Annotated in this window: 15 protein-coding genes and 1 other RNA gene; all 16 read left to right on the forward strand. The window is 53.6% G+C overall.

Annotated elements, in window-relative coordinates:
• Nucleotides 1–137 precede the first annotated feature (137 nt).
• The 16 genes from H7F11_RS13550 to H7F11_RS13625 all read left to right on the forward strand — a co-directional run bounded on the left by H7F11_RS13550 (nt 138) and on the right by H7F11_RS13625 (nt 16,072).
• Nucleotides 138–1,280 (forward strand): tellurite resistance/C4-dicarboxylate transporter family protein, encoded by a 1,143-nt coding sequence (locus H7F11_RS13550; RefSeq protein ID WP_227485508.1) that lies wholly within the window; start codon nt 138–140, stop codon nt 1,278–1,280.
• Nucleotides 1,281–1,431: 151 nt separating this feature from the next.
• An RNA gene (ffs, locus tag H7F11_RS13555) (signal recognition particle sRNA small type) lies at nt 1,432–1,528 on the forward strand.
• Nucleotides 1,529–1,554: 26 nt separating this feature from the next.
• A complete protein-coding gene (gene dnaX, locus H7F11_RS13560) occupies nt 1,555–3,252 on the forward strand; it encodes a DNA polymerase III subunit gamma/tau (protein ID WP_193650001.1) in 1,698 nt (565 codons plus the stop codon).
• The gene (locus H7F11_RS13565; RefSeq protein ID WP_010640145.1) at nt 3,249–3,575 is read left to right on the forward strand and encodes a YbaB/EbfC family nucleoid-associated protein; all 327 of its coding nucleotides are present in this window, start codon (nt 3,249–3,251) and stop codon (nt 3,573–3,575) included. The genes dnaX and H7F11_RS13565 overlap by 4 nt, the downstream gene beginning before the upstream one ends.
• 1 nt (nt 3,576) lies before the next feature.
• Nucleotides 3,577–4,176 carry a recombination mediator RecR gene (gene recR / locus H7F11_RS13570; RefSeq protein ID WP_193650000.1) on the forward strand — a complete coding sequence of 200 codons (600 nt, stop codon included), beginning with the start codon at nt 3,577–3,579 and terminating at the stop codon, nt 4,174–4,176.
• Nucleotides 4,177–4,210: 34 nt separating this feature from the next.
• A complete protein-coding gene (locus H7F11_RS13575) occupies nt 4,211–5,428 on the forward strand; it encodes an ammonium transporter (protein ID WP_193649999.1) in 1,218 nt (405 codons plus the stop codon).
• A 2-nt stretch (nt 5,429–5,430) separates the two neighbouring features.
• Nucleotides 5,431–6,282 (forward strand): NAD(P)H-hydrate dehydratase, encoded by an 852-nt coding sequence (locus H7F11_RS13580; protein ID WP_193649998.1) that lies wholly within the window; start codon nt 5,431–5,433, stop codon nt 6,280–6,282.
• Nucleotides 6,269–7,621 carry an adenosylmethionine--8-amino-7-oxononanoate transaminase gene (gene bioA / locus H7F11_RS13585; RefSeq protein ID WP_193649997.1) on the forward strand — a complete coding sequence of 451 codons (1,353 nt, stop codon included), beginning with the start codon at nt 6,269–6,271 and terminating at the stop codon, nt 7,619–7,621. Before H7F11_RS13580 ends, bioA begins: the two co-directional genes overlap by 14 nt.
• Nucleotides 7,618–8,073 (forward strand): CBS domain-containing protein, encoded by a 456-nt coding sequence (locus H7F11_RS13590; RefSeq protein ID WP_075322550.1) that lies wholly within the window; start codon nt 7,618–7,620, stop codon nt 8,071–8,073. The genes bioA and H7F11_RS13590 overlap by 4 nt, the downstream gene beginning before the upstream one ends.
• A gap of 8 nt (nt 8,074–8,081) precedes the next feature.
• Complete coding sequence (gene tsaE, locus H7F11_RS13595; RefSeq protein WP_193649996.1) at nt 8,082–8,555, forward strand: tRNA (adenosine(37)-N6)-threonylcarbamoyltransferase complex ATPase subunit type 1 TsaE; 474 nt, start codon at nt 8,082–8,084, stop codon at nt 8,553–8,555.
• Entirely contained in the window at nt 8,552–10,399 is a 1,848-nt protein-coding gene (gene mutL / locus H7F11_RS13600; protein WP_193649995.1) for a DNA mismatch repair endonuclease MutL, read from the forward strand. The genes tsaE and mutL overlap by 4 nt, the downstream gene beginning before the upstream one ends.
• Nucleotides 10,396–11,310 carry a tRNA (adenosine(37)-N6)-dimethylallyltransferase MiaA gene (gene miaA / locus H7F11_RS13605; RefSeq protein ID WP_193649994.1) on the forward strand — a complete coding sequence of 305 codons (915 nt, stop codon included), beginning with the start codon at nt 10,396–10,398 and terminating at the stop codon, nt 11,308–11,310. Before mutL ends, miaA begins: the two co-directional genes overlap by 4 nt.
• A gap of 83 nt (nt 11,311–11,393) precedes the next feature.
• The gene (locus H7F11_RS13610) at nt 11,394–12,839 is read left to right on the forward strand and encodes an efflux transporter outer membrane subunit (RefSeq protein WP_193649993.1); all 1,446 of its coding nucleotides are present in this window, start codon (nt 11,394–11,396) and stop codon (nt 12,837–12,839) included.
• The gene (locus H7F11_RS13615) at nt 12,836–15,019 is read left to right on the forward strand and encodes an FUSC family protein (RefSeq protein ID WP_193649992.1); all 2,184 of its coding nucleotides are present in this window, start codon (nt 12,836–12,838) and stop codon (nt 15,017–15,019) included. The genes H7F11_RS13610 and H7F11_RS13615 overlap by 4 nt, the downstream gene beginning before the upstream one ends.
• The gene (locus H7F11_RS13620; RefSeq protein WP_193649991.1) at nt 15,009–15,206 is read left to right on the forward strand and encodes a DUF1656 domain-containing protein; all 198 of its coding nucleotides are present in this window, start codon (nt 15,009–15,011) and stop codon (nt 15,204–15,206) included. The genes H7F11_RS13615 and H7F11_RS13620 overlap by 11 nt, the downstream gene beginning before the upstream one ends.
• Nucleotides 15,206–16,072 carry an HlyD family secretion protein gene (locus tag H7F11_RS13625; RefSeq protein WP_193649990.1) on the forward strand — a complete coding sequence of 289 codons (867 nt, stop codon included), beginning with the start codon at nt 15,206–15,208 and terminating at the stop codon, nt 16,070–16,072. The genes H7F11_RS13620 and H7F11_RS13625 overlap by 1 nt, the downstream gene beginning before the upstream one ends.
• Nucleotides 16,073–16,101: the final 29 nt, after the last annotated feature.

Below are 16,101 nucleotides of genomic sequence, written 5' to 3' on the forward strand. Positions count from 1 at the left end.
CCAAACGCGTCTGTCTTACCTTTTATCTTACCCGAAGACATGGCTTATGGCGAATTTCGTCGGACTTTAGTGGATAGATATTTCGATAGCATGATGAATAAAAAGACTAATATGGATAACCTCGAGCTCTGGTGGACATGGGTTTGGACTTCACCCTCTCCGCCACTTTTTATATGGTTTCAAATGTTCCAGCATTGGAGCACCGATTGCTGTCTGTGCCAAAAATCCGAATGCATTATTCAGCCTTAAAAAATCTTTCTCCTGCGTATTTTACGCTGGTGATGGGTACGGGCGTTATTTCCATTTCGGCAGAACTGTTGCACTTAAAGTTCCTCGCGAGTGTTTTGCTCGGGCTTAATATCGCCTTCTACAGCATTTTATGGATCATGAATATTGGCCGTGTTTTACGCTACCCTTCGGAGATGTTTGCCGATTTTTTTAATGTGCAAAAAGGCTCTGGTTTCCTGACGATGGTGGCTGGAAGCTGCGTACTTGGCAGTCAATTTGTTATCCTTGAAAATCAAACTATTACTGCAGGTTTATTATTGGGATTGGCCGTAATTCTTTACTTGACGCTGAATTACGGCTTACTCACTAGATTCATGATTCAGAAGCACAAACCTGGACTGATAAATGGTATTTCTGGCGGCTGGCTCTTGCACATCATCGCCCCACAATCCATTGCCATTTTGATTTTACTGCTGGATATCCACTGGTCTTTCATGCTCAGGGCAGAATTTGACTTTATCGCACTCAGTCTCTGGCTATTGGGGGGAATGTTATATATCTGGGTTATGGTGCTGATATTTTATCGAATGATATTTTTGGATTTTTTACCCGAACATCTTCATTCTTCCTATTGGAGCAATATGGGCGCCATGGCTATATCCACCTTGGCAGGATCGTTGCTGGTGGTTAATGGGGAGTCAGCGCCCTTTCTTCACCCATTTTTGCCTTTTATAAAGGGATTCACCCTGTTTTACTGGGCAGGTGGGAGCTGGTGGATTCCGTTGCTGATCATTCTGGGGTTCTGGCGCTATGTCCTGAGAAAGTTTCCCCTCCGTTATGATGATTCCTACTGGGCCATGGTATTTCCGTTGGGAATGTACAGTCTTGCAACGCTCCACATGGCCCATAGCCTAGACCTGCATTTTTTGTTTCCGCTGGCCCATGCTTCTTTTTTCCTGGCGCTGACTGCTTGGTGTCTCACCTTTTTGGGAATGCTTTATGGCTTCCTGCGCATCAGTCACCAAAAAATATTCCACCATAATGGTGATTGAGCGGTTTTAACCCTGACGATTTTGAGTGGTCAATATTGATCGCAGATCGGGGTTCTGATACCTTCGCGACTTGCGAGTGCAAAAGTGGTGTTGCACTTTTCGTCTGTTCTCGTCCTTGTGTGGACAATTTCAGGTTTTCTATGGCGACAACAATCGGTCCCCTCGCAGTGGTAGCTGGTGAACCCCGTCAGGCCCGGAAGGGAGCAGCGGCAGCCGGCGATCCAGGTGCCGGGGTGCGGCTGATTCGCGTCGCCTCCCAATTTAGTGTTTTCCCATGACGGGATATTTAGCCCTTGCCCGACGTTGGCGGCCCCAGCATTTTGAAGATTTTGTTGGTCAGGAAGCGGTTGTGGCCGCTTTACGTCATGCCCTGGACTCCGGCCGAATCCACCATGCATTTTTGTTCACGGGAACGCGTGGCGTAGGTAAAACCACTTTGGCAAGGCTGCTTGCCAAATGTTTGAACTGCGAAAAAGGCATCAGCAGCCAACCCTGCGGAACCTGCAGCGCCTGTCTGAGTATCAGCGCCGGAAATTTTGTCGATTTGCTGGAAGTGGATGCTGCCAGCCGCACGCGCGTGGATGAAACCCGTGAACTGCTTGATAACGTCCAATATGCGCCGGTGGCCGGGCGCTATAAAATCTACCTCATCGATGAAGTGCACATGCTGTCCACCCATAGTTTCAATGCACTCCTGAAAACCCTTGAAGAGCCGCCTGAACACGTCAAGTTTTTGCTGGCAACCACGGATCCTCAGAAGCTTCCCGTCACCGTTTTATCCCGCTGTTTGCAGTTCAACTTACGCAGGCTGGAAATCGGCCAGATTCAGGATCGCCTGCAGCAGATCATGCTGGCAGAGAAAATTTCCGCAGAAGATGCCGCACTGCACATATTATCCAAAGCTGCCGATGGCAGTTTACGCGATGCTCTCAGCCTTCTGGATCAGGCCATTGTCCATGGTGGTGGCGAAGTGCGCCGCGAGGGTGTGCTTGGCATGCTGGGACGCAGTGGCGACGATACCGTTATGCTGATGATTGCAGCGCTGATTGCCCAAGATGCGGAACGCGTTTTTGCGCTGGTCAACGAACACCTGGCGCGGGGTCTGGATGCTGCCGGGCTACTGGACCTGATCATCGAAGGGACTCATCGATTGAGTCTTGCTCAGTTTGTGCCAGGTGTTGCAGAAGGTGATGACGCGGAACTGATCAGTCAGTTACGAAACAAAATCAATCCACTGGTTTTACAGTCCTGGTACGCCCTGTTGCTGTCAGCGCGCCGGGATTTTCAGCTCTATCCAGATCAACGCATGGCACTGGAAATGGCATTTTTGCGGGTGCTCAGTTTCTCTACGGGGAATATTCCACCATCGGCGGGCTCGCCCGAACCGGAAAAAAAGCCCAGTTCAATCTCTCAAACCTCTACAGAGACTGCGATCACAGCCGTTGAAACGGTTCAACCCGTTCTGGCCGAACTGATTCCAGAATCACGCACATTTGCGGATGTGGTCCGCGAGCCCGCTCCTGAAATTCACAGAGAAAATGTATTCATACCGCCGCAAGCGGTCCATATGAGTCTTTCCTGGCAGGAACTGATTGCCACATTATCACTTTCACCGCTGCTGCAGGAACAGCTGCGTCACGGTCAAGCCCTGCAGTGTGATGCGCAAAAGGTGGATCTGCTCATAGAGCTTCGCTACCTGCCCTTTATTATCAAGGAAAAAGTACGAATTCTGAAAGCGCTCAGTGACCACTTTGGTCAGACGCCGCAACTCGTCATCAGTGAATTGACCGAGGCAAGCGGCGTACGCAGTGTAAATGCTGAAGCAGAATCTCAGGCCTCCGCGCGACAGGAAGAAGCACAGATCAGGGTGGCCAATGATCCTCTGGTCAAACAATTTACGGAAATACTGGGTACTCAGGTAGAATCCATTACCTTGATGACTTTAACGAATCAACAGGGAGGTAGTCGATGATGAAAGGTGGTTTGGGAAATATCATGAAACAGGCGCAGCAACTCCAGGATCGCCTGCAAAAAACCCAGGAAGAACTGGCTCATATTGAAGTCCAGGGACATGCCGGCGGTAATCTGGTAGAGGTCACCATGACCTGTCGCCATGATGTGCGCAAGGTGCGAATTGATCCCTCGTTGCTGGCGGATAATGATCAGGAAATGCTGGAAGATCTGGTGGCTGCAGCGATCAATGATGCCGTACGCAATGCTGAAAAGGTCAGTGCCGAACGGATGTCGGAAGTGACGGGCGGAATGAATATTCCAGGCATGAATCTGCCTTTCTGATATGGCCGATGTTCCGAGTATGGAGGCTTTGGAGGCGCTGTTAAGGCGCCTTCCCGGTATTGGGCCGCGTTCTGCACAGCGCATCTGCTACGATCTGCTGGTGCGCAAACGCAGCCTGCTCCCCCAATTGGCCGCTGCATTTGAACGCGCACACGCCACAGTGCGTTTTTGCGAGCGCTGCAATAACCTCAGCGAAGCCCCTTTGTGTGGGGTTTGTCTAGGTGCGCATCGGGACCATTCGCAGCTGTGCATTGTGGAATCACCCGCAGATTTACGCGCCATTGAAGATACGGGCGTGTTCAGCGGGGATTTTTTTGTGCTGATGGGCCATTTGTCGCCTCTGGATGGTATTGGTCCGGAGGCTCTGCATCTGGATCGTCTCAGTGAGCGTTTGGCAGAAGCGGGTCTGCAGGAGGTGATATTTGCCACCAACCCCACTCTGGAAGGTGAGGCCACTGCCCAGTTTCTGGCAGATTTGGTGCCTGCAGGCATTACCATCAGTCGTATTGCCCACGGCGTTCCGGTGGGCGGTGAACTGGAATATGTAGATCGTGGCACACTCGGACGGGCGCTGCATGGACGCCGCCTGCTGGATGAATAGTTAAAACAAAACATTTGATAGAGGAAGAAGTCGTATGCTGGCTACGGGTGTGACGCCTCCGGGCGGTAATGTATTTTTTTTACTGATGGGTGCCATTCTGGTTTTTGCCATGCATGGCGGCTTTGCCTTTCTGGAACTGGGGACCGTGCGCCGGCGCAGTCAGGTCAATGCTTTGGTCAAAATCCTCAGTGACTTTGGCATTTCGACCATTGTGTATTTTTTTATTGGTTATCATATTGCTTACGGCATCAGTTTTTTCGGAAACGTGCAAACCCTGACTGCCGGCGATCATGGTTTTGAAATGGTGCGTTTTTTCTTTCTGCTGACCTTTGCGGCAGCCGTACCCGCCATCATTTCCGGAGGCATTGCCGAGCGCGCCCGTTTTTATCCGCAATTGCTGGCTACGGCTTTTCTGGTGGGCCTGGTGTATCCCTTTTATGAAGGCATCGTCTGGGATAACAATTACGGCATTCAGGCCTGGTTTACGCAGACATTTGGTGCGCCTTTTCATGATTTCGCCGGTTCGGTAGTGGTCCATGCCATGGGTGGCTGGATGGCCCTGATGGCCGTCTGGTTATTGGGACCGCGCCGGGGGCGCTATGGTAAGGATGGTACGGTGCATGCCATGCCGCCTTCCAATATTCCTTTTCTGGCCTTGGGCTCCTGGATTCTGATCATCGGCTGGTTTGGATTTAATGTGATGAGCGCCCAGCAGTTGGCTCAGGTTCAGGGTCTGGTGGCCCTGAATTCTCTCATGGCCCTGGTGGGTGGCATGCTCGCCGCTCTGGCCGTTGGCAAGGGCGATCCGGGTTTTGTGCATAACGGAGCATTGGCAGGGCTGGTGGCTATTTGTGCCGGATCGGATGTGGTCCAGCCCATCGGGGCTCTGGCCATTGGTGCCATAGCCGGGATTATTTTTGTGTATTTATTTACCTTTGTACAACACCGACTGCGCCTGGACGATGTGCTCGGAGTCTGGCCTTTGCATGGCGTTTGCGGTGTCTGGGGTGGCTTGGCCGTGGGAATTTTCGGCCTGAAAATGCTGGGCGGTGCTGGGGGAGTCAGTTTCTGGTCGCAACTGCTGGGCACCAGTTTGGGGGTTTTGATTGCGCTGGTGGGTAGCGGAGTGGTTTACGGCACCATCAAGGCTTTCATTGGGATTCGCCTGGATGCCGAGGCGGAATATGCCGGTCCAGATTTGAGTATTCACCATGTCAGCGCGTATCCTGAGGAGGATATTGAGAGGGCCTGAACGTGGACGATGACTTTGTTGCATTGACTTGGGAGAGTCTGCCAAAAATACCGAAAAGGTCTCCTGATGCACATAAAGGTCGTTTTGGTCATGTTTTTGTACTGGGTGGCGCGCCAGGAATGGGCGGAGCACTGGCTTTGGCAGCTGCGGCCGCTTACCGGATTGGGGCAGGGCTGGTGACCGCCGTGGGTCATCCTTCCGCAGTTCCTTATCTGGCTTCCGCTCTTCCGGAAGCGACCTGGTGGGACTGGCCCCCGAGTTTCTCTGCGTTACCGGACAATGCGGTACTCGCCGTGGGGCCCGGTCTGGGGCAGGGGCTGGCAGCGCATGATATGCTGACTGAGGTCGGGAGTTTGCGCATTCCCCAGGTCTGGGATGCGGATGCCCTCAATATTCTCGCGCGTTTTGGTGTGCCGTTGCTCAGTGTGCAGGCTGTTCGGCTGTTTACCCCGCATCCAGGTGAAGCGGCCCGTCTGCTGGCAATGCCGCTTCCTGACGTTCAGCTGGACCGGATAGGGGTAATACATGCGCTGCAATCCCGCTATGGCGGGCATTGGGTTTTGAAGGGGCAGCACAGTCTGATGTTGGGTGAAACAGCGCGCTGTTATTGTCCCTGGGGAAATCCGGGAATGGCTACCGGCGGCAGCGGCGATGTATTGACCGGGGTGCTGGCGGGGTTGCTGGCCCAAGGTATATCGGCCGATGAAGCCTTGATTCTGGGGGTTGCCATTCATGCCCTCGCCGGCGATCGTGCGGCCCGACGTTTGGGAGAAGAAAGTCTGCTGGCCAGCAATATTCTCGAAGAACTACCTTTTGTCATACAGGAGTTGAATGCCATCCATGTCCGAAACTGAAATGCTGAAAGCCTGGGACCGCCGTTATTTTTGGCATCCCTTCACTCAGATGCAATGTTATGGTGATGATGATCCCTGGATTATCGAGAGGGCGGAAGGCCATTATTTGTACGATGTGGATGGCGCGCGTTGTCTGGATGCGGTGGCGAGCCTTTGGTGTAATGTGCATGGTCATCGCCATCCGCGCCTTGATGCTGCCCTTCTGGAGCAGTTGGGAAAAGTCGCGCATACCACAGCTCTGGGCGCCAGCAATCCACCGGCTATCCGTCTCGCCAAAAAGCTGGTTGAGTGCACTCCAGAATCTCTGCAACATTGTTTTTTCAGTGAAGATGGTTCCGAGGCGGTAGAAGTGGCTATTAAAATGGCGGCGCAGTACTGGGCCAACATCGGGCGTCCTGAAAAGCATCTTTTTTTGACCCTCGATAACGCTTATCACGGCGATACCGTGGGAGCTGTTTCGGTGGGTGGATTTCCGCTTTTTCACGAAGTGTATGGTCATTTGCTGTTCCCGACGCGCAGGTTGCCCAGCCCTTATGTGCTGCAATGGGAACAATGCCAGGGGGATGCCGCGCAGGCAGCCAATCTCTGGCTGAATACTCTGGAAGCCGTTTTACTGGCAGAAAAAGACCATATTGCCGCTTTGATTCTGGAAGGCGGCGTGCAGGGTGCAGCCGGGATATTGCCATTTCCACCCGGGGTCCTGTCGGGCGCACAAAAGCTCTGTAACACCCATGATGTCCTGCTTGTTGTTGACGAAGTGGCCACTGGCTTTGGTCGCAGCGGCCAGTTGTTCTCCTGCCAAAAAGAACAGGTCGAACCTGACTTGCTGGCGCTCGGCAAAGGACTGAGTGGCGGTTATTTACCCATTGCCGCAACGCTGACTTCAGAAAAAATCTATCAGGCTTTTCTGGCCCCCTTTGGCGAAGCCAAACAGTTTTATTACGGACATACCTTTACGGCCAACCCTTTGGCCGCTGCGGTGGCTCTGGAAAATCTGAGCATTTTTGCCGAAGGCTATTTGTTGTCCGAAATCCCCAATAAAATCGAAAAACTGCGCGCAGGTCTGGAAGTATTTCACCATCAACCCTGGGCAGGTGAGCCCCGGCAATTTGGCTTGATGGCGGCCATTCCCTTGCGTGACCCGGCTACCGGAGCGGCTTACCCTTATGGCGAACGTGTCGAATACATGGTCTGCAAACGTGCCCGGGAAATGGGTGTGTATAGTCGACCCCTTGGTGATCTGCTCACCATTGTGCCCCCTCTGTCGGTGACAGAGCTGGAAATAGACACTATCCTCCAAACATTATTTGACGCCATGGCGGAAGGAAGAACCCAATGACAACGGCCCAGGAAATCATGACCCGTGCGCCCAGCACGGTGCAGGAAGATGATTCGGTCAAGAATGTCGGCAAAATCTTGCTGCAGACGGGGCATCACAGTATTCCCGTAGTCAGTGCCTCCGGGCATCTGGTCGGCATGATCGGTGAGCGCGACCTGATTGATGCCAACCGCGAGGTGCATTTGCCCACTATGTTGACCATTCTTGATGGATTGATTCCGTTGGGTGGCATGCATGAATATGAAGAAGAATTGCGTAAAGTCACGGCTGTTACTGCAGGCCAGTTGGCTACTACCAAGGTTGTGACCGCAGGACCCGATGAAAACACCGATGCGGTCGCCGAAAAACTCTTGCGTAAGGAAGTACATGCCTTGCCTGTTGTGGATACAGATGGAAAGCTGTTGGGTATCATCACCCGCTCCGATATTCTCCAGCATTTGTTAAAACCCTGAGTTTGCCGATGGATTGGGACTTTCCCAGTGCCGATATTTGCCAGTCCTGGGGGGCGGCCCTGGCGCAAACATTACAGGCACCGGCAGTCATTTATCTGGAAGGCGACCTGGGAGTCGGTAAGACAACGCTTGCCCAGGGTATTTTGCGGGCGCTGGGCGTCACCCAATCCATCAAAAGTCCCACCTATACTTTGCTCGAAACCTATGAAACAAAATCTGGGCTGGCCCATCATCTGGATTTGTATCGTTTGAATGATCCCGAAGAGCTGGAATTTATCGGCATCCGTGACTATCTGGCGACACCCGCCCTGTGGCTGATCGAATGGCCGGAAAGAGGCAAGGGGCATCTGCCGGGCGCTGATCTCAAACTGCATTTGCATATTCTTCCTGATGCCCGCCATCATCTGTCAGCGAAGGCACTGGATCCGCACGCCGAAGCCTGGGTGCAGGCTTTACCTGTTGATCTGGCGAGTATTACATGAACAAGTCAGTGACCAGCCCGCCACGCGTGCGCCGCCTGGACGCCACCCTCGCCAATCAGATTGCAGCGGGGGAGGTGGTGGAAAGGCCCGCCTCGATCCTCAAGGAATTGCTGGAAAATTGTCTGGATGCGCAAGCTACCCGGATTACCATTCAATTACAGGGTGGTGGAATGGATTTGCTGAGTGTGGAAGACAACGGCACCGGCATATTACCCGAAGATCTGCCGCTGGCACTGGAGCGTCATGCCACCAGTAAAGTGGCAAGCTGGGAAGATTTGCAGGCTATCCAGACCATGGGCTTTCGTGGTGAAGCACTGCCCGCTATTGCCTCGGTGGCGCGGATGGAAATTGTGAGCAGAACGCACGACGCGGGGCAGGGTGCCCGGCTTCAGGTGCATGGTGGTGATGTCCTGGCCTCGGAACCTGCTGCCCGCGCCCCCGGAACGACGGTGCAGGTTGCCGACCTGTTTTACAATGTCCCGGCGCGCCGCAAATTTCTGCGTTCGGCTGCCGCCGAATTGACGCGTATCCAGAAGGTGCTCCGACAGATAGCTCTGGCCAATTTCCCGGTGGCTTTTCAACTGCTGCAAAATCGCCGCAGCCTGGTGCAGTATCCGGCAGCCACTGATCCCGAAGCCTGTTCTGCAAGAGTTGCAAGCATCCTGGGTGAAGGTTTTCTGGCGAATGCGCTGTACCTCGAGCAAAGTGATCAGGGTATGTCGCTGCGGGGCTGGCTGGGCTTGCCTACCTATAACCGCGCCCGGGGTGACGAACAATACTTTTTCGTCAATGGTCGTCCGGTACGTGATCCGGTGCTAACCCATGCCTTGCGCGCTGCCTATCAGGATGTATTGTTTCAGGATCGCCACCCGTTGTTTGTTTTATATCTGGATATGCCTGCCGAGCAAGTGGATGTGAATGTGCATCCAGCCAAGGCTGAAGTCCGTTTTCGGGATAGTCGGGCGGTACATGATTTCCTTTTTCATACCCTGCGCCGGATTATTGCCGAGCAGGGTGGGGATAAACCGCAAATTTCCGTTCCGGTACAGCCGGCAATGCGCCCCCTCGGCCTTGCTTTGGATATCCCCGCTGCTGGTGCTGTCCGTCCGCCTTCGGGTCCATCTTCTGCTTATGTACCTTCCTTCCAGCAGGACTTGAGTGGTGTCGCAGAGGCCCGGACAGCCGCTTATTGGGAGCAGATGGTTGCAGCCGGTACGTCGCGTCCGGTAGAAAGTTACCTTGATCAATCTCCGCAGGAACAATCCCTGGCGCCGGAATATCCGCTGGGGCAAGCCGTAGCGCAAATTCATGCCCGCTTTATCGTGGCGCAGAATCAGGAAGGCATGATTCTGGTGGATCAACATGCGGCGCATGAGCGCATTCTTTACGAGAAAATGAAAAAAGACTGTCAACTGGATGATAAACAACAATTTGTGATTCCCGAATATGTGCATGTTACCGCCGCACAAATGGCCTGTTTTGAAGAGCGGCAGGAGGCATTGCGAGCTGCTGGTCTGGATATCAGCGTAGCTGGGCCGGGCACATTGGCTATTCATGGTGCTTTGCGCTCCCTGGATGCGCGCAATTTTGCGCAACTGGTCGCGGAGCTTCTGGAAATGGACAAACCCTGGGGGCAGGGCGACGTGGAAGGTAATCCGGTACTGGCTGAAATGGCCTGTCGGGCGGCCATCAAGACCAGTCGGCGTCTGAACCTTGATGAAATGAACAGTCTCCTGCGCCAGCTGGAGGCGACGCCACGGTTTGGACAGTGTAATCACGGTCGGCCCACGGTTGTGCAATTTTCTCTGGCGGATCTTGACCGCCTGTTTTTGCGTGGCCGATGATTCCCGCCCTGTTCCTGATGGGACCTACGGCGAGCGGCAAAACAGCACTGGCCATGCATATTGCCAACCAGCTGCCGGTAGACATTATCAGCGTCGATTCCCTGCTGGTTTATCGTCATTTTGATATTGGCAGCGCCAAGCCGGATTGCGTACTAAGGCAGCAATATCCCCATGCTCTGGTGGATATTCGTGAACCGGATCAACCCTATTCCGCCGGACTTTTTCGGGAAGATGCCCTGGCTTGCATCACCCGGGCACGCGCCCGGGAACGCATCCCCCTGCTGGTGGGGGGCACCGGCCTGTACTTCCGGGCGCTGGAACGTGGTATTGACGAGCTGCCTCCTGCCGATCCGCAGATACGGGGTAAATTACTGGAAGAAGCCGCGCAAGAGGGCTGGCCGGCATTACATGAGCGTCTGGCTGCTCTTGATCCGCAAACGGCGGCAGGCATTCAGCCACATGATCAGCAACGTATTCAGCGTGCGCTGGAAATCATTCAGCAAAACGGGGCACCGTTAAGTCAATCGCGGCAGTGGCAGGGCGCTTTCCCCGGACCACTACTGAAAATCCTGTTACGTCCGCCTCGCGCCTGGCTGCATGACCGTATTCAGCAACGACTGGATTTGATGCTCCAGGAGGGCTTCCTGGAAGAAGTGGCGGCTTTACAGCAACGTCACTACGCTCCTGATCTTCCAGCCATGCGGGCAGTGGGTTACCGCCAATATTTTGCCCGCCTGAATGGCGAGTTTACAGCGGCAGAAGCTTATGCGGCAGCCCTGGCGGCAACGCGTCAGCTGGCCAAGCGCCAGGACACCTGGTTTAAAAGAGAGCGTGCGAATCTGGTGCTGGATCCGGCAGAAGATCAAGCATGGAAGTCCTTGCCGAACTGGATCAGACAGCAAATGCTGTAATACACTTTCATTTTGCTCTATCGGCTCTGCCGACAATTACCGGTTCCGGGCCACGCTCCAAAATCTTCTACGGGAGAACATGATTGAAATCCTGGCATTTCCTGGGCTGCTTGCTGCCAGCGTTGATGCTGGCTGGCTGTGCACCGCCCATGCCGCATCTGGCAAAACCTACCCCATTGCAGGATTTACAGCTTGGCAGTGACTTGACACAAAAAAAATCGTCTGTAGCTGCTGTTGCGGACTGGTGGCGTCCTTTACTCAATCAGCCAGAGCAAAACATCATGCAACTGGCTCTTGAAAAAAATCCGGACATGCTTGCTGCGAAAGCCAGGATAGCCCTGGCTTTATCTGCCTTGCGCGAAGCGGGAGCGCAGCGCGAACCACAACTCCAGGGCACCGGTCAGATTGGGGTAAGCCGTTGGACCAAAAATCAATTTTATTTGCCACCTTATGCCGGAGAAACCTCCTGGAACAATTCGTTAAAGTTTGATTTTTCTTTTCATCTTGATCTTTGGGGCAAGGAGCAGGAGCAGGTCAAGGAGGCGCGCCTGCGCTTGCAGGCAGCCGAACAGCAACGGCGTGCTGCCAGGTTGATTCTTGAAAATGCCGTGTTGCAACAGCTTCTCGCAATAGATGCCAGTGCTGCCATTCTGCAGCGTTTACAGGCCGAGCAACACATCTTGCAGCGGCTTGAACAAATCGAAAAAGAAAGACAGCAGCATGGCCTCAGTGATTCCTTGCTCAGCCTGGCAAGTGTCGCCCGTCTTGCGGGTTTGGAGCAGGAAATAGCCGCACAAAAAGCCAAGTGCGACAGCAATCGTCAGGCCTTGGCAACACTGTGCGGTGTGGGTGTCCAACTCCCCTTGGTGCTGCGTCATTATCAGCCCAATCTGTTGCAGACCCATTGGCAGCAACCCAGCACTGTTCCGGCTGAATGGATTGCCGAACGGCCGGATGTTGTCGCCCAGCGGATGACCATCAAGGCGGCTGCTGCAGCGGTGCATATTGCCCGCGATGCCTATTATCCCGATATCAATCTGGTGGCTTTTGCGGGTGGTTTGGCAGCGGCAGGCGGCTTGTTTACTTTTTTGCATCCGGGGTCCTTACAAGCAGGTGTGGGACCAGCCATCAGTTTGCCATTGTTTACCGGGGGGAGACTGCGGGGCCACTTTGATGCCAGTCAGGCGAAATATCAGCTGGCTCGCGCCGCATATCAAAAAAGCTTGTTACAGGCTTTGCAGCAAGTCGCTTTCAGTCTGAGGCAATTGCAGTCTGCCAGTCAGGAGCGGGAAATCTTACAGCGGCGTGCGCAAGCCTTGTCGCGCAGCGCGGCTTTACAACAACAAAGATATCAAGCGGGTCTCAGTAATGCCCTGCCAGTCATGACGGCACAACTGCCGATCATCGACAATCAGATGCAGCAAATTCGCCTGGATACTTATGCCCGGCAGAATCTGATCAAACTCTATGCCGCTCTGGGGGGAAGGGTGATTCCAAAAACCTGGACGGGACCGCATTCTCCATCATGAGTACCCTGAATCTTGCCAGTCGCCAATATTGGCAGAGTTTTTACCAGCACGATCTGCAAACCTGGATTTTCTGGGCCAAGACAGCCGCTGCAGCGCTGATTGGTCTTTGGTTGGCTTATAGATTCCAGCTGGACTCTCCCAGTACGGTCGTAATCACCGTGTTTATTGTGATGCAGTCGCGTAACGGGATGGTTCTGGCCAAGAGTTTTTACCGGGCGATTGGTACTATTGCAGGCAGTATTGTCGCCTTGTTGCTGGTAGCGACATTTCCGGATGAACGACTGGGATTTCTTGCCGGCTTAGCCCTCTGGGTGGGATTTTGCACTGCCGGGGCGCGTTATTTCCGTAATTTTCAGGCCTACGCCTTTGTGCTGGCTGGTTACACTGCTGCTCTGGTCGGGCTGCCTGCGGCATTGGATCCTGAGCATGCCTTTTATATCGGCGTTGCGCGCCTGAGCGATGTGATGCTTGGGATCATTGTGGCCTCGGTCATGAGTGCCATTGTATTTCCGCAACCGCTGGAAGATCTGCTGCAGCAGACGGCACAAACGCGCCTGCAGCATTTTTTGCGCAACACCTTGCGCGTACTGCAGGGAGGCGTGCCGAGGGCTGACTGGATTGCCCTGCATCTTGAAGCGATTCAGGAGATTTTGCAGCTGGATAGTTATCGTTCCGGGGCGTTTTTTGAAAGTAGTCGCGGACGCCGTAAAAATATGCGCGTTCGGCAGATGATTGCCGACATGATGTTTGCTTCGGGTTCGCTGCATTTGCTGAACAGTCATATTCGCAGATTGCAACGCGATACCCTCGCGCCGGTGCGTATCAAAACTGAAAATTTGATCGATTCGATACGTCTGGATTTTCAGGAGATACAACAACAAATCCAGAATGGCGAAATTATTACTGCAGAAAATCAGTTGCAGAGTCTGCAAAACAGGACCGTGCAGCAATTGGATGAATTACGGATCTCTTTGCTGGATGACCTGAATGCTGATCAACGACTGGCTCTCGATAGCCTGATACTGTTACTCACCCGCTTTCTGGCTGAACTCCGGCGCTATATGGTCAGTTATGGGCAATTGCTTTGTCCCGAGGCAATCAAGGCGGCCCCCCCCTTACCGCTGGCAATTGCCAGAGTACAAGGGAAACGTTGGCACGCCTCTTTTGACCGTCCGCCTACAGAAATAGCCCAGCCCTTGAGCGCGGCCTTGCGCAGCATGGTTGTTGTTGCGGTGGTTTCGCTTTTCTGGTTAAACACGGCGTGGCCTTCTGGTCCCGAAGCCGTCATTATTGCCGTAGTCCTCAGCGCGTTATTTTCCACCTTTCCCAATCCGCTGGCTTCGGTGCGGCAGATGGGGTTTGGTGTACTCACTGCCTTCCTCTCGGCTCTCCTGTTCAGTCTGGAGTTTTTACCGCGAATATCCGGTTTTCCCATGCTGGCTCTTGCACTGTTGCCTTTTTTGTTAATCCCTCCGTGGTTGTTGACGCGTACCCGGTGGTCAGGCACTGCGGCTGGTTTTGGTATATTTTTCCCCCTGTTTGCCATTCCGGGAGATGGGCAGGAAATATCTTATAGCGCATTGCTGAATAATGGGACCGCACAATTGCTGGCAGTATTTATAGTGGGAATTGCTTTTTATCTCATTTTTCCAGTGGGTAATAACTGGGAGCGACGGCGACTTCTGCAACGCTTTCGCCAACTTGTCCGGGTTGCGGCGCAGGCTCCACTACCCAACCTGCGTAATCAGTTTGAAGCGGAAAGTCGTGAATATTTGCGTTTATTGGCCGCAGATTTGTCACCTCAGCAGGCCAGTGACCTGAAAATTCTGCGCGAGGTAATGCGTCTTAATGAACTCGCCGAAGGGATCCTGCAGCTGCGTATTTTGCTGCATGCACAAGCAGAAATGGCAGGTGAGCAACCTTTGTCGCGCTACGAAGCGCAATATGTTACTCCCTTACTTGAAGCGTTTCCCAAAAAATATGAGGTACCCATGTCGGCAAATTATGAAAATCGTCTATGCGCGGTCATGGACGCTGCGGCCAATTTACCAGTAGAAACCGTCGATACGGCCTTACACCCTATTTTGCCGCCTGATGCCCTGTTTCGTGTTTATGTTCACGTCATTGCCAGCGTTTCACGACGCTTCTCGGTAGCAAGCGAGGCTGAGCATGCCCGTTGAAATAGTCCTCTTTGGTGCTGTGCTGCCTACGCTTTTGCCTATTTTTGGGCTGAGCGTCATTCTGTATCTGATCGTGGACAAATGGACCGGTCGATGGGATATGGATCGCTGGATATGGCATCCGGCACTGTTTCGTCTGGCCCTGTTCGTGTGTGTTTTTGCACTGTTGGGTCTTGAGGTTTATTAATGATTGCACGCATATTGCGAGTTTTGGTTACCATTCTGGTCGTGCTCCTTGCTGCCTGGCTGGGTTGGCGACTATGGCAGGCCTATATGGATCAGCCCTGGACAAGAGATGCGGTGGTACAGGCACAAATTGCCCAAATCAATGCCGACGTCGGAGGTCGAGTGATTGATCTTTATGTCAAGGATAATCAGAAAGTAGCAGCCGGAACGGTATTGTTCCGTATTGATCCACAGCGCTATCGTCTGGCTCTCGCCAATGCGCGGGCCGCACTGGCGGATGCCAATGCGCAATTGGCGTTGCGGCAGGAGCAGTCGGCCCGTCGGGCGCATTTGCCTGACGATGTGGTTTCGGCTGAGGCCCGCTCTGATGCCCTGCTGCAAGTGCGCGTAGCCCAGGCGCAGGCTGACGCGGCTCGTGCGCGCGTCCATCTGGCGCAGTATGATCTTGCCCATACCCAGGTGCGGGCTCCGGTGGCAGGTATTATTTCCCATCTGCGTCTGCGCGTAGGGGATTATGCAGCAACCGGTAAGCCGCTTCTGGCCTTGGTTGAGACGGACAGCTATTGGATTGACGGTTACTTTGAACAAACCCGGCTACAGGGTGTGCATGTGGGAGACTATGCGCATCTGCGCCTGCTGGGATCTGCACATACTTTTCCGGGGTTGGTGGAGAGTATCGCACCAGCTATTACTGATCGCGAAAGCCACACCGGAGCACGTCTCGTGGCAAATGTCCGGGCGAGCTTCAATTGGGTGCGTTTACCTGCCCGTATTCCCGTGCACATCAGGATTTTAAGAAAACCCAAGGATTTCCCGCTGACTGCCGGGATGCTTTGTTCCGTAGTCATTGAACGAAAGCACTCATAACGCCAGGTTTTTACGGGAACTGAACGTCA

The organism is Acidithiobacillus sp. HP-2 (assembly GCF_015100155.1).
In the GTDB taxonomy this organism is placed as follows: Bacteria; Pseudomonadota; Gammaproteobacteria; order Acidithiobacillales; family Acidithiobacillaceae; genus Acidithiobacillus.